The 14428-nt window shown below is 60.4% G+C and carries 11 protein-coding genes; 2 read left to right on the forward strand and 9 right to left on the reverse strand.

The features are described 5' to 3' along the window. Window positions 1-82: 82 nt before the first annotated feature. The 8 genes from recR to ACN0RV_RS11785 all read right to left on the reverse strand — a co-directional run bounded on the left by recR (window position 83) and on the right by ACN0RV_RS11785 (window position 6990). Window positions 83-682 (reverse strand): recombination mediator RecR, encoded by a 600-nt coding sequence (gene recR / locus ACN0RV_RS11750; RefSeq protein ID WP_417347783.1) that lies wholly within the window; start codon window positions 680-682, stop codon window positions 83-85. Continuing rightward, a complete protein-coding gene (locus tag ACN0RV_RS11755; RefSeq protein ID WP_028108078.1) occupies window positions 682-1011 on the reverse strand; it encodes a YbaB/EbfC family nucleoid-associated protein in 330 nt (109 codons plus the stop codon). The genes recR and ACN0RV_RS11755 overlap by 1 nt, the downstream gene beginning before the upstream one ends. Before the next feature lie 71 nt (window positions 1012-1082). Further along, a complete protein-coding gene (gene dnaX / locus ACN0RV_RS11760) occupies window positions 1083-3521 on the reverse strand; it encodes a DNA polymerase III subunit gamma/tau (protein ID WP_417347784.1) in 2439 nt (812 codons plus the stop codon). A gap of 112 nt (window positions 3522-3633) precedes the next feature. Continuing rightward, entirely contained in the window at window positions 3634-4179 is a 546-nt protein-coding gene (gene apt, locus ACN0RV_RS11765; protein ID WP_028108076.1) for an adenine phosphoribosyltransferase, read from the reverse strand. A 122-nt stretch (window positions 4180-4301) separates the two neighbouring features. Further along, the gene (locus ACN0RV_RS11770; RefSeq protein WP_417347785.1) at window positions 4302-4697 is read right to left on the reverse strand and encodes a response regulator; all 396 of its coding nucleotides are present in this window, start codon (window positions 4695-4697) and stop codon (window positions 4302-4304) included. A 159-nt stretch (window positions 4698-4856) separates the two neighbouring features. Further along, on the reverse strand, window positions 4857-5600 hold the full coding sequence (locus ACN0RV_RS11775) for a DNA-binding domain-containing protein (protein ID WP_417347786.1): 744 nt from the start codon (window positions 5598-5600) through the stop codon (window positions 4857-4859). After that, window positions 5597-6427: a DUF692 domain-containing protein gene (locus tag ACN0RV_RS11780; protein WP_417347787.1), complete on the reverse strand. Its 831-nt coding sequence runs from the start codon at window positions 6425-6427 to the stop codon at window positions 5597-5599. The genes ACN0RV_RS11775 and ACN0RV_RS11780 overlap by 4 nt, the downstream gene beginning before the upstream one ends. Window positions 6428-6549: 122 nt before the next feature. Further along, window positions 6550-6990: a hypothetical protein gene (locus tag ACN0RV_RS11785; RefSeq protein ID WP_417347788.1), complete on the reverse strand. Its 441-nt coding sequence runs from the start codon at window positions 6988-6990 to the stop codon at window positions 6550-6552. A 225-nt stretch (window positions 6991-7215) separates the two neighbouring features. Here ACN0RV_RS11785 and dusC point away from each other — a divergent pair, with 225 nt between their 5' ends. Next, window positions 7216-8202: a tRNA dihydrouridine(16) synthase DusC gene (gene dusC / locus ACN0RV_RS11790; RefSeq protein ID WP_417347789.1), complete on the forward strand. Its 987-nt coding sequence runs from the start codon at window positions 7216-7218 to the stop codon at window positions 8200-8202. Window positions 8203-8973: 771 nt separating this feature from the next. On the opposite strand, the gene ACN0RV_RS11795 is transcribed toward dusC, so the two are convergent. Next, window positions 8974-12108 carry an invasin gene (locus ACN0RV_RS11795; RefSeq protein WP_417347790.1) on the reverse strand — a complete coding sequence of 1045 codons (3135 nt, stop codon included), beginning with the start codon at window positions 12106-12108 and terminating at the stop codon, window positions 8974-8976. Window positions 12109-12447: 339 nt separating this feature from the next. Between ACN0RV_RS11795 and ACN0RV_RS11800 the strand changes: the two genes are divergently transcribed. After that, window positions 12448-13755 carry a dicarboxylate/amino acid:cation symporter gene (locus ACN0RV_RS11800; RefSeq protein ID WP_417347791.1) on the forward strand — a complete coding sequence of 436 codons (1308 nt, stop codon included), beginning with the start codon at window positions 12448-12450 and terminating at the stop codon, window positions 13753-13755. Window positions 13756-14428 lie beyond the last annotated feature (673 nt).

Genomic DNA, 14428 nt, shown 5'->3' on the forward strand with positions numbered 1-14428 from the left:
CCCCAATAAAAATCCCGCCACAACGGGCGGGATTTTTTATACAGCTGCTGTCAGACAAGGCTGAAACTTCTGTCAGCCATCTCTAGAGTTCGCGGCGGCCACTCAAGGAGAGGGCCAGAGTGGTGCCATCCACATACTCCAGCTCACCACCTACGGGCACGCCGTGGGCGATGCGACTGACGCGGATGCCGCTGCCTTTGCACATGTCAGCGATGTACTGGGCGGTGGCCTCCCCCTCAACCGTGGGGTTGGTGGCCAGGATCAGCTCCTTGGGCGTCTCCTCGCGGATCAGCGCTTCAAGCTTGTCCAGGCCAATCTCATCGGGACCCAGGCCATCCAGGGGCGACAGGTGCCCCATCAGCACAAAGTAGCGACCGTCATACTGACCGCTGGTCTCGATGGCCAGAACGTCTGCCGGTGACTCCACCACACAGACCTGACCGGACTCGCCCCGTTTGGGGTTGGCGCACACGGAGCACAGAGGCTCCTCGGTGAAGGTGCGGCAGCGGCCACAGTGGCCCACGTCCGCCATCGCCTTGGACAGAGCCTCGCCCAGCTTATGGCCGGCCGCCCTGTCCCGCTCCAGCAACTGGAATGTCATCCTCTGCGCCGAACGTGGACCCACACCAGGCAGGCACTGCAGGCTTTTGATCAGGTCATCGACCAGGGGACTGAACTTCATTAGAAGGGCATCTTAAAGCCTGGGGGCAGACCCATGCCGCCGGTCAGGGCAGCCATCTTCTCTTTGGAGGTCTCCTCCACACGACGGGCTGCGTCGTTGCAGGCTGCGGCGATCAGATCTTCCAGCATCTCAACCTCATCCTCCATCAGGGAGGGATCGATCTCAACGCGGCGAACGCTGTGGCTACCAGTCATGGTGACCTTGACCATGCCCGCGCCCGCTTCACCGGTCACTTCCATGGCAGCGATCTCAGCCTGAGCCGCTTGCATCTTCTCTTGCATCTGCTGGGCCTGCTTCATCAGGTTGCCCATACCACCTTTACCAAACATATTCGGTTCTCTCTTTACTGGTTGAAGCCATAAGGGCCGTATGTTAACGGATTCGTTCCCGTTAGCTAAGTTTATTTATAACTGATCGATTCATCGATGAGTTGTGCGTCAAATTCTTCCATCAGCCAGCTGACACTGGGGTCCTCCAGCAGAGTGACCTTGGCCTGAGCCAGTCGCTCACGGTGCAGACGACGGCGAATATCCAGGGGCGTCTCCCGCCCAGGCTGCTCACCGATCTCCACCTTCAGCTCGATGGGCTGCTGCCACAGGGCCACCATCTTCTCCTGGATCTGCCCCATCACACTCTGGTGCATCAGGTGACGCTGCTCGGGCTTGAGCAACAGGGTGACCCGGTTCTCCTCCCTTTGCATCAGTGAGTTGATCGCCAACTGCCGTGCCCGGGCCGCCACGCCCAGGTCAAAAATTGCCTGATACCAGGCCAGGTCCTCCGGATTGCCGGACGGGGCCGGGCCGTCACTGGCCTGCTGCGCCGGTGACACCGGTGCCGCAGCTTGGCGTGCTGGCGTCTCGGCTTGTGCTGATGGCGGCTGCACCGGTGCCTCAGCAGTCTGAGGCTGCGGCGGAGCCACCACCTCAGTCTTGGGCTGAGTGGTCACCTCTTCAGCCTTGGGTTGGGTCATCACCGCTTCGTGGTGAGGCGCACTCTCCTGCGGCTGAGATTGGCTGCCATAGTCGCCATAGGCCTCCAGGGGGATGGACTCCGGCACATAGGCCTGCTGGGCAGGCTCGGCTTGGGCGATCTCGGCCACAGGCTCCGCCGGTTTCGGCTTCTCCTGGCTTTGAGGAACAACCTCTGCCGGATCCTTGCTGGCAGGCTCTGCCTGCTCAGGCTTGGGGCTAGCGGCCTTGCCTCCCCTGGGAGCCGCGCTCACCAGGGGCGCCGGCTTTTTTGATTCCTGCTCCTCGGCCTGTCCCATATTGCTCAGCCGCTCGCGGTTCGCCAGGGCGCGCTCCACCAGGCTCATGGGGCCACTGGCTGCAGCGGGCTCCTGGGCCGGTGCGACCTCAGGGGCGGCGCCGCTCTGTGGCGGCTGAACACTCTGCTGCTCGGGCGCTGGCTCAGACACTGGCTGAGGGGCTTCCACCGCCGGGGACTCGGCCTGTGGCGGCTCACTCGGCTGGGGAGCTTCCACCTGCGGCGCAAGCTCGGGCTGCTCGGTTGTCTCAGGCACTGCGGCCTGAACGGGAGCCTGGGGCTCAACCTCTGCCACCGGCGCACCGCGCAGCTGCTCTGCCTGGTCCAGCAGCATCTGCTGCTCGGCAGCCAACACTTCCGGGTCACTGCTGCCCACCTGAGCGGCAGGCTGAGGCGCAAGCTGAGGTTGAGGCGCAACCTGAGTCACGGGCGCCTGCGGGGCGATGGCCGCGGGCTGCTCAGTCAGGGCGGCAGACAGAGGCGGCACCTCGGTGACCGGCGAAAAGGCCAGGGTACGCAACAGGGTCATCTCCAGGCCACTGCGCGGATCCGGCGCCAGGGCCAGATCCCGGCGCCCCTCTGCCAGCATCTGATACCACAGCTGCACCTGCTCTCGGCTCAAGCGACCGGCCAGGGGCAGCAGCGCGGCCCCCTGATCCTGCAGCCGGGCGGCATTGACGGAGAACTGGGTCATCGCCAGGGCGTGGAGCAATTCAAGCAGCTGCTTCAGCAGGTCATCGTAGTCCGGCGCAAACTGGTCAATCTCCTCCAGGGTCGCCATCATGGCACCCAGATCGCCGGCCACCAGGGCCTGCAGCAGACGCAGGCTGTAGCTGGCATCCAGGGTACCCAGCATCGACTGAACCTCGGCCAAAGCCAGATCGCCATTGCCATGGGCAATGGCCTGATCGGTCAGGCTCATGGCATCGCGGACACTGCCCTCGGCGGCCTTGGCCAGCAGGTTGATGGCTTCGGGGACAAAGGGCACGGATTCCGCCTGCAACACCCGGCTCAGGTGCTCGGCAATGCGCTCGGCGGGCAGGCTCTTCAGATTGAACTGCAGGCAGCGGGAGAGCACGGTGACCGGCAGCTTCTGCGGATCCGTGGTGGCCAGCAGGAACTTCACGTGCGGAGGCGGCTCCTCAAGGGTCTTGAGCAGCGCATTGAAACTGTGTCGGGACAGCATGTGCACCTCATCGATGAGGTACACCTTGAAGCGGCCACGCACCGGCTGGTACTGGACGTTGTCCAGAATCTCGCGGGTGTCATCCACCTTGGTGCGAGACGCGGCGTCGATCTCCATCAGGTCAACAAAACGACCCTGAGCGATCTCCTGGCAGGCGGCACACTGACCGCAAGGGTTGGCGGTCACCCCCTGTTCGCAGTTAAGCCCTTTAGCGAACAGACGGGCGATACTGGTTTTGCCCACCCCGCGGGTGCCGGTGAAAAGGTATGCGTGGTGCAGGCGATCCTGCTCCAGGGCGTTGGTCAGTGCCTTAAGCACATGCTGCTGACCAACCACCTCTTTAAAACTGGCCGGGCGCCACTTACGCGCCAGAACCTGATAAGCCATGGTATGTCCCGTAAAATCCTTCGAAGGCGATGCTTCGTTAAGAGGTTGATGCTATCACGGGAACCCAGGTACAAAAAAGCCGGGCACATCGCCCGGCTTAGCTAGTCGACCATCAATCTCCGTCAAACTCGCAGAGTTTGGTGATGGTCAGACCCAGCGCTTCCAGCTTCTGCTCACCGCCCAGGTCAGGCAGGGAGATAACAAAAGCGGAGTGTTCCACTTCGCCGCCCAGGGAGCGGATCAGCTTCACGGTGGCTTCGATGGTGCCACCGGTGGCCAGCAGGTCGTCCACTACCAGGACCTTGTCACCGGCTTCAATGGCATCAACGTGCAGCTCCAGGGTGTCCTGACCATATTCCAGCTCGTAGGACTGGCCGATGGTCTTGCGGGGCAGCTTGCCCGGCTTACGTACAGGAACAAAACCCACACCCATAGCGATGGCCAGAGGCGCACCAAACAGGAAACCGCGAGCTTCGGTGCCCACGATCTTGGTGATGCCACAATCGCGGAACTGCTCGACGAACAGGTCGATAGACGCGTTGTAGGCCTCGGCATTCTCCATCAGGGAGGTCACATCACGGAACATGATGCCTGGCTTTGGGTAATCTGGAACGGTTTTGATGCTGTTTTTGATCAGCGTCAGTTTATCTTGGTTCATGGTTAAAGGGCTTACCATTTCGCCGCAGATGCGACGGCAAAAAAACAACAAAAAAGCCCACTGCGCTGAAATAAGGTTCAGCAGATGGGCCTTTTATGACTACTACCTTTTTCGGCTATAGCTTAAGCAGCTTTAGTTTTGGTTGCAACAGACGGATGTAACATTTCCGCCGCAATTAACGCGAGCTTTTGTTCCGTAAGTGGTTTTTCCATCCAGACCGGTACTCCGCACTCCTCCATCTCCTCCTGAAAGGCCGGCCCGGCCTCGGTAGTTAACAGGATAATGGGCACCTGCTTAAACGCAGGAATCTCGCGAAGCATCCGGCACAGGTGGCACCCATCCATCATGGGCATCACCTGATCGGTCACCACACCGTCGAACTTGTTACTCTTGGCCGCAAGCAGCGCCTGCATGCCGTTGTCTGCTGTCACCACTGACATCCCTGCCGCCGTCAGGACCTCCTGGATCCTCGCCCGGCTGCCGGGGTTATCGTCCACCACTAAAATGTGTTTGGTCATTATCCACACCCGACTGTTCAATCCTGAGCGCAGTCTACGAAACCCGCACCCAGGATGGTGTGCTTAAGATCACAACCAAAGAAGCAGATTCGGCGAAATTGGAATATGTTTGAAACAGTTTCCCGCCAAATTCACAACAAGCTCGCGCCGACTCTCAAATCATGAACAAGGTTTGACCACCACCCCGGCGCGCGCCATCTGACCCAGGATCTGGATCACGCCCTGCTCGATCACCTGCGGCTCAAATTGAGGGAACTGCCCCTGCATCGACAGGATCAGCGCCTCGGTGGAGGTTGGCTGAGTGGCATCCAGCTTCGCCAGAAGAGCCTGGGTCATGGGGTTGATCGCCATAAAGGCGATATCCAGATCCAGGTTGCGGTACACCAGCAGCAGGGTGTGCGCTGGATCCACATCCCGGTTGTGTTCAGACACCTGATGAACCGGGTAGTCATACTCGCCAATCTCAACCACCTGATTGAGCAGCAGCGGCACCTGATAGAGATCGTCGTTGACCGACAACCCTTGCTGATGCAGCGCTTCGGGCATCACATCCAGCTTCAGCTCCAGGTACTCGTAGGCGGCCAGGGCTTCCAGGTAGTGTGGATCGCAGTGGCGGTGCTGCCAGCCCTGCAGGAACAGCAGGAACTCGGCGGCTATGTCCACAAACAGGGGGGAGTGGCTGTCGTGGGCGGCGAAAAACGCCTCTCTCAGCTCGGCCCAGTCCGCTTCCTGGTACAGGGACTTGAGCACGGGAAAGCCGCTGTCGACAAAGTTGCCGATGTTGTTGAGCATCAGTTCCCGGTAGACCGCCATGCGCTCTGCCGGAATCCCTTCGGGGGCCGGGTTGTTGGGATCGCGAATGTGCGCCATAAAGGCCTGCTGGCGAGATTTGAAATCGATCATGCGCTCTCCTTGACCCCTTTAACCTGGTCGGCAATCTGGTGAATACGGTCGATTTCGGCGACCAGCTCTCGCGTCTGGGGCAGGTTGAAGTCCCGCTCCAGCAAGGTGGGGTGGATGCCATGAAGCTCATAGGCCCGCTGCAACAGACGCCACACCGGGTCGATCACCGGCGCGCCATGGGTATCGACCACGAAATCGTCTGCCTGACGGTAGTGCCCGGCCACGTGATAATAGGCGGTGCGGCTGCCGTCGATCCCCTCCAGGAAGGCATCGGCATCGTATTTGTGATTGATGCTGTTCACGTAGATGTTGTTCACATCCAATAGCAGCTTGCAGTCGCTCTCCGCCAATACGGCGTTGATGAAGCTCACCTCGTCCATGGTGGCACCAGGCTCGGCGTAGTAGGAGACGTTTTCGATGATCAGCGGACGCTCAATGATCTCCTGAACGGTGCGGATGCGCTCAGCCACATGGGTGACCGCTTCCTCGGTAAAAGGAATAGGCATCAGATCGTACATGTGAGCGTTGCCGGAGCAGTAGCTCAGGTGTTCGGAGTAGAGATCGATGCCGTAGGTATCGAGGAACTGCTTCACCTGTTTGACGAACCCCACATTCAGAGGTGCCGGGGCGCCGATGGAGAGGGAGAGGCCGTGGCAGACGAAGGGGTACTGCTCCGTCAGAGCTTTAAACTTGCGCGCCAGTTTGGGCGGTACCTTCATCCAGTTCTCCGGCGCCACCTCCAGGAAGTTGACCGAGGGCGGTACGCCATCCTGGATAAACTCATCCACCATTTCACGCTTTAAACCGAGTCCGGCCCCTGAAATCATACTGCTCTCCTTCTGATCCTATGGATTAAGGCTGGCTCCAACACTAATCCATATGAATCTGGCTCAAACAACAAGGCTGGCAAAATGCCAGCCTTGCATAGAGGATTACTCAGGCTGGGGCCTTAGGCAGCGCCACCACACTTACCTTCGCCACACTTGCCCTCTTTGGACTTGGACTTGGACTCGCCGCCGCACTTACCTTCGCCGCACTTGCCCTCTTTGGCTTTGGACTCGCCGCCACACTTACCTTCGCCGCACTTGCCCTCTTTGGCCTTGGACTCGCCGCCGCACTTACCTTCGCCGCACTTGCCCTCTTTACCTTTGGCCTTGGACTCGCCGCCACATTTACCTTCGCCGCACTTGCCCTCTTTACCCTTGGACTCACCGCCGCACTTACCTTCGCCACACTTACCTTCTTTGTGCTTGTCACCGTCCAACTGGTAACCCGCGGTCAGTTCCTGAGCGGCAAAGGGGTTGGCATCGGCCGCCGCAGCGCCCATGGATACGCCAGCTACACACAGACCCAAAGCTGCAGCAACAGTGGTTTTCTTCATAGTGTTCATCTTAAGCTTCCTTCTCTAAATCTTCGATTCTTAAACCATTGTTAACCCAGCGCCGTAGTTCGCTGGCTTACGAGAATAGACCCAGCGACCACAGGATCTATTTCACAATATAACAACTTTTTTTGATCTTGCTGGTTTTCAATCCGGTTTTATCCTGTTAGGGATGATGCAACCTCAAGGTGCTGGTACACTGTCGCGCCTTGATAGAAGTGGGTTTGGCGAACTATGAGAGTGATTCTGGCGCCGATGGAAGGGGTGATGGATCCCCTGATGCGGCAAGTGTTCACAGAGATAAATAATTACGACCTGTGCGTCACTGAGTTCGTGCGGGTGGTGGAACAACTGCTACCGGAAAAGGTGTTTCGCCGTCTCTGTCCCGAGTTGGATCAGGGTGGAAAAACCCTGGCCGGCACGCCGGTGCGGGTTCAATTGTTGGGACAGCACCCTCAGTGGATGGCCGAAAACGCCGCGGTGGCCGCCGAGTTGGGCTCGCCAGGCATCGACCTGAATTTCGGCTGCCCCGCCAAGTCGGTGAACCGCTCCAACGGTGGCGCGGTGATGCTGAAGACCCCGGAACAGATCCACCAAGTGGTCAGCCAGGTGCGCGCCGCCGTGCCTGCTCATCTGCCGGTCACCGCCAAGGTTCGCCTCGGCTGGGACAGCGGCGATCGGGCCATGGAGATCGCCGATGCGGCTGCCAGCGGCGGAGCAGCGGAGCTGGTGATTCACGCCCGCACCAAAGAGGATGGCTACCGGGCCGAACGCATCGACTGGCCCGCCATCGCGCCCATCGCCAAAGCGCTGTCCATTCCGGTGATTGCCAACGGCGAGATCTGGAACCGGGCCGATGCCCTGGCCTGTCAGCAGCTAAGTGGCTGTGAAGACATCATGTTGGGCCGCGGCGCCCTGGCTGTGCCTAACCTCGCCAATGTGGTACGTGGCACCGAATCCGCCTACTCCTGGTCCCAAGTGGCGGCGCTGATGGCCGATTACGCCGAACGGGAGATTAGCGGCGAGAAATCCATCTACTTCCCCAACCGCATCAAGCAGTGGCTGCGCTACATCCTGATGCAATACCCCCAGGCCGAACCCTTCTTCGTAGAACTGCGGGTGCTGCGCTGCGTCGACGCCATCGTGGAGTTGCTCAAGCGGGAACAGGCCCGAGCATTCGAGCTGGAGCAACGGGGCGAGCCGGTGTTCCCCTCTATATAAAGAGAACAAAGGAGAGCCGAGGCTCTCCTTTGTTGTTGGGGGATTTAGAAAACTGAGGGGATGCCATTGAGTCGGACAGGAACTGTTTCCGGAGCATACCTAGACTCCGCGACCTAAAGACACTGGGCTCCGGCGTTCGCCGGAGTGACTGTGCGAGGGGGAGCGCCTCAGGGTTACGCCAGCTCTGTGCGAATCTGCCAAATACAACATTCCCAGTTCCTGCGAGCAAAGACACTGAGCGACCGCGTGCGCCGGAGTGACTGTGCTAATGGGAGCGCCGCTGGGCTGAGCCAGCTCTGTGCGAGTCTGCAAATTCAGTTAAACAACTCCCCTTGATTCAATAACCCACCTCCCAGCACGTACATTCGTAAGCTACAACGCGCTCCACAACCCACACGCACAATCGTCTTCCCGGCGCACGCCGGGATCCAGTGGCTTTCAACCGCTCCAAAGCCTTCTCAAAAAAAGACGCTGGGCTCCGGCGTTCGCCGGAGTGACTGTGCTGAGAGGGAGCGCCGCTGGGCTGAACCTGCTCTGTGCGAATCTGCCAGATACAACATTCCCAACCCCTGCGAACAAAGACGCTGGGCGACCGCCTTCGCCGGAGTGACTGTGCGAGAGGGAACTCCTGCGGATTGCATCGACTGGCTGCGAACCTGCCAGCCCCAAATGCGTATGTCCGAGCCCACATCGGGAGATGCCCCTCCCGATGCAGCTCAAACTTTTCGGGCACTTTCTGCTCTTAGTCCCACTATATATAGCTAAGCCGAACTACCCCCCATCCAGCACCGACACCGAGAAGGAGGCCGGACTGCCTTTCGGGGTGGTGACTGTAATGAACAGGCTGCCCAGGGTACGGTCATTGGGGCTGGTCTCCTGCTCGACGGTAAAGCCAAAGGCCATGGGAATCATACTGTTGGTGCTGCCCACACTGTATTCGGTCACCCCCACCAGTTCACCGTTGGAGGTGGATGCGGTGATGGTGGTGCCATAGGGAAGCGGGTTGTTGTTCTCATCGGAGAGAAACAGCAGCACCGACTGACTGGCGTTGCTCACCAGATCCAATTGGCTGACGCTCTCGAGCGCGCCACCACTACCCACCTGGCGCAGTTTGCCAAAGGGCACGCTGCCGGACATCACCAGGGTCAGGTTACGCCACAGCATCAATTGGGCATTCTGCGAATCCAACCCGGTATCCACGCACTGATCCGCCGCATCCCCATGGCACAACAGGCCGGTGTAGAGGCCATCCACGCCGTCGAACTGACCATTGCTGTCGTAATCGAAGAACTCCTCCTCGACGGCCCCGGCGGGCACCGCCCCACTGGCACTCAACCCATCGGCGCCGTAGTTGCGATAGTGCTCATCCTCGTTGTCATCGCGAAACGCCTCGGTGCGGTCGACAAAGGTCTCCGGCGCGCCGTCAAACACCCCATTGCCATTGAGATCCACAAAGCTCTCTTCGCCTATGAGCCTCACCATCACCGAGGCGCGCCCGGGCCTGGGCTCGACGATGATGGAGCCCTGGCCACTGACGTGATCGGCCAGGGTGGCCCCCAGGCAGGGAGGCAGGGAGGCGTCGGGACAACTGACGGTGGTGGACTCGAAGGGCCGTGGGTTCTGGCTGCGCCAGGCAACCTGACAGGCACCCTCGGGGTTGGGACGGTCATCCTTGGAGCCGGTTTCACAACTGGCGTCGATGGCGCCCCCCTCGGTGGTGAACACCACCATGGTGCCGTCCGGGACCGGGTTATTGAAATGATCCGCCGCCATCATCGTCAGCAGCACCTGTTCGCCGTCAAACTCCCAGGCCTCCGGGTTGAGCAAGGTGGCACTCAGAGAGAGGCTATTGTCGTCCGCCAGTCCGGTGGTCACCACCAGGGCATCGGAGAGATTCGACACCACCGCAGGGTGACCACCGCTGTCGCTGCCGGCCCACACCGCAAACACCTTCACCTGGGTCGGCACATCTCCGGCGCCCACGGTCACCGACACCAGCCCCTCACTGTTGGAGTAACCCACGGCGAATCGGCTGAGATCCGAGGTGCCTTCAGGCACATTGGGACAATCTGCCAGATCCTGCGCCAGCGGCTGAGGACTTAGGGTCAAGCCGCCCACCTCGGTGGAAAGCTCGAAGCACACCTTCTCCTGGGTCGCCGCCGCACCGGACTGGTCCAGCAGCCGGAAACTGACCAGAGCAGTTTCGGAACGCACCCCGGCGCCCTGAATGCCGCCACTGCCTTTGAGCGCCAGCAGTCCGGGCTCCGCAGAGACAAACTGCAGAGAGCCGATGGCCGCGTCCGCCACCTGAACCTGGGTCTGACCCACCACGGTGCTGCCACCGGTCTGGGCACTGACGCTGATCCTGTCCTCGCCCTGACACCCCTGTGCCAGGTAGGTGGCCAGTCCCACTCCGGCCACCGTGGTCACCGGGGAGTCGATGACCGCCAGCCCGGCCGCCGCACACTGGGAACTGAGCTCCAGTTCAAGCGGCTGGTCCACCGCCAGAGCGCCATCCGGGTTCAGGGTTTCCACCCGGATGATGGCGCTGCCGCCGGCGGGCAGGGTCTGACTGCCCAGGGAGTTGCTGACCGACAGACTGACACTCACCCTGCCCACCTCAAACGCCAGTTGCTGGGACTGGTTGGCGATGCCCACGGTCAGCTCGCCGGCGCCGAGGTCGCCATTGGCATAGAGATCCAGCAGTGCCCGCCCCTGAGCGTCGGTGATGGCAGTGCCCGCCGCCGGGCTGATGGCGCCCAGGGAGGTCGATGCCGTCACCAGTCGCTGGGCCAGGGGCTGATCGCTGCCGCTCTGGGTCAGGGTGTTGGCGATGACCCCGGGCTGAGTGTTGGTGATGTTGGAGGTGGACTGACACACCTCGAAGTTTCGGGCGCTGCGGTCCCAACCAGTGGCCTGATTGCAGTCATACAGAGCCAGGGCTATTTCCGGCACCACCGAGTCGGGGTCAATCTCATCCCCCAGGGTGACAAAGCCCAGACGACTGGTGACCGAATCGAAGCTGGCCTCCACCTCGGCCGCCCCCTGCACACTGCCCGCCTTCAGCGGGATGCTGGCGCGGCCACTGCTGTCGGTCAGTGCGGTGGCACTGGCAGGCAGAAACTGACCCAGGGTGGTGGTGAAGCTCACCACCCGACTCACCACCGGTTGCTGAGCAGCATCCAACAGCTGCACCTGAATCAATCCTGGGTCCGAGGCGGAGATTTGACTGGTGGCCTGACCGCTCTGGCTACTTACCAGAGACAGCTGCAATTGCTCCCCTCCTGCGGTCTCGCCGGCACTCTCCTCCCCCAGGGTGGCAAAGGCCAACGAGCGGCTTAGTACTGCGCCCTCTATGCTGACGGCGCCGTGCACCAAGCCCGCACCGGCCTCGCTGCCCGCCAGCAGTGTGACACTGGCGATGCCTTCAGCGTCGGTCAGGGCGGTGCCCATGGAGGGGGTCATCGCCCCCACCTCGCCCAGGGTAAAGCTCACCAGAGTGTCGGCCAGGGGCTGGCCATCATCGGTCAGGTGCGCCCGAAGCTGACCGGGCTGGGTGGCTGAGAGGGTTTGCAGAGGCTGATCCTGGGCGTCGGTTAGGCTCAGCTCGAGATTCAGAGTCCGGGCATCGAAGGGGGTACTGGACAGAGCCTGGGTGCCGTAGCTGCCTCGGACTTCACCCTGCCCCTTGAGGCTGCCCGATGCCAGGGTCACTCTGGCCTCTCCGGCGGCATTGGTGGAAAGCTGGTAAGAGAGCGCAGTCTCCATCTTGGAGCCGCTGATCTCGATGCTGAGCTCCCGGGAAGCAACGCTTCCTCTGTCAGAGCTCAGGCGAGCAACGAGCTGCAACTCCTCACCGGAAAAAAACTGCTCAACCTGTTGGCCTGAGCCATTAATCAGTTGCAAACTCAGGGCATACGTGGCAGGGGATTCATCTGCACTGCCCTCCTCGAGGCCATCCCCACCTCCGCAACTCACCAACAAAATCAGAAAAAAAGAGACAAAAATCTGACGAATGACAAAATCCATTGTGGGACTCCCTGTCACACCGGGGACACCACTCCTTAGCATCCCAACAACCTTAAGACTAATCACTCACAACGAGATCGCCACTTCGAATCATCATCAAGGCAATATCAATTCATTGCGATCGTAGATTTCTACATTTACCCCCTTTTTTCCGCGGCAAAGTTCCTGCTAGGCTTAGGCCGCAAATAAAAAAGAGAACCGAATGAAGGAAGTTGCATGTCTGAAAAAATGCAAAAGAAAATGGGTCTGACTGCCAAGATTTTGATTGGCATGTTCGCCGGTATTGCCATCGGCGGATTGTTGCGGGTCCTTTTCCCAGGCAGTGAGCTGGTAGAAACCTATCTGGTGGACGGCCTGTTCAGCGTTATCGGAAACATCTTCGTTTCCTCGCTGAAGATGCTGGTGGTCCCCCTGGTATTTGTATCCCTGGTGTGTGGTACCGCCTCCCTGTCCGATCCGGGCAAACTGGGCCGCCTCGGTGGTAAAACCCTGGCGTTCTACCTGACCACCACCGCCATCGCCATCACCCTGGCGATCACCGCAGCCATCATCGTGCAGCCTGGCAACGCCTCTCTGGCGGCCGAAGGCCTGGCCTTTGATGCCAAAGCGGCGCCGCCGCTGAGCCAGGTGCTGGTGAACATTGTCCCCAGCAACCCCATCGATGCCATGGCCAAAGGCTCCATGCTGCAGATCATCGTCTTCGCCATCATCTTCGGCGTGGCCATCAGCCAGAGCGGCGAGCGTGGCGCCCGGGTGCGTAACTTCTTCGAAGACATCAACGAAGTGGTGATGAAGCTGGTCACCATCCTGATGCAGCTGGCCCCCTACGGCGTATTCGCCCTGATGGCCAAGCTGGCGCTGACCCTGGGTCTGGAAACCTTCGGAAGCGTCATCAAGTACTTCTTCCTGGTACTGGCGGTGCTGTTCATCCACGGTCTGGTGACCTACCCCACTCTGCTGAAGGTAACCACCGGCCTGAACCCCATCACCTTCCTGAAGAAGATGCGCAGTGTTCAGCTGTTCGCGTTCTCCACCGCCAGCTCCAATGCGACCCTGCCGGTAACCATTGAGAACGCCAACTACCGTCTGGGTGTGCACAACAACATCAGCTCCTTCTCCCTGCCGCTGGGTGCCACCATCAACATGGACGGTACCGCCATCATGCAGGGTGTGGCCACGGTATTTATCGCCCAGGTGTTTGGCATCGATCTGACCATCGGTGACTACATCATGGTGATCATCACCGCCACCCTGGCCTCCATCGGCACCGCCGGTGTACCCGGCGTAGGCCTGGTGATGCTGGCCATGGTACTGAACCAGGTTGGTCTGCCTGTTGAAGGTATCGCCCTGATCCTGGGTGTGGACCGCCTGCTGGATATGGTGCGTACCGCGGTGAACGTGACCGGTGATGCCGCCGTCACCGTGATTGTGGCCAAGTCCGAAGGTGAGTTTGAGGCCGACGTCTACCACGATCCTCTGGCCGGCGCCGAACTGATGGGCGACCGCAAGCCTGACAACGCCTAATCGCCAGTGAGAGTGACAAAGGGCCCTACGGGGCCCTTTTGTTTTTCTGAGCCTGGCGCTTGAAAGGGCGCTCAGAGTATCGAGCATAAAGACACTGGGCTCCGGCGTTCGCCGGAGTGACTGTGCGAGGGGGAGCGCCGCCGGATTGTTTTGGCTATGTGCGAATCTGCAAGTGCAGCTAAACAGGTATCCGTGCTTCATCGAGCAACCTCCCAGCACGCACTGCCGCCAGCGACAGCGCACTCCCCAACCCACACGCACAATCGTCTTCCCGGCGCACGCCGGGATCCAGTGGCTTCAGAATTCCGCAGAGCCCTCGCGAACAAAGACGCTGGGCTCCGGCGTTCGCCGGAGTGACTGTGCTGGGGGAGGCGCCGCCGGGTTACATAGGCTCAGTGCGAACCTGCCAGATACACCACTCCCTGCTTATACGAGCCTTACCACTCCTCCGACTAACCCATGCATTCGAATAACCTATCTTTCAGAACGCACAGCCGCCAGCTACAACGTACTCCCCAACCCACACGCACAATCGTCTTCCCGGCGGACGCCGGGATCCAGTGGCTTCAGAATTCCGCAGAGCCCTCGCGAGCAAAGACGCTGGGCTCCGGCGTTCGTCGGAGCAACTGTGCTAGGAGGAGCGCCGCAGGGTTGCATAGGCTCGGTGCGAATC

Source organism: Ferrimonas sp. (assembly GCF_048263965.1).
Taxonomy (GTDB): Bacteria; Pseudomonadota; Gammaproteobacteria; order Enterobacterales; family Shewanellaceae; genus Ferrimonas.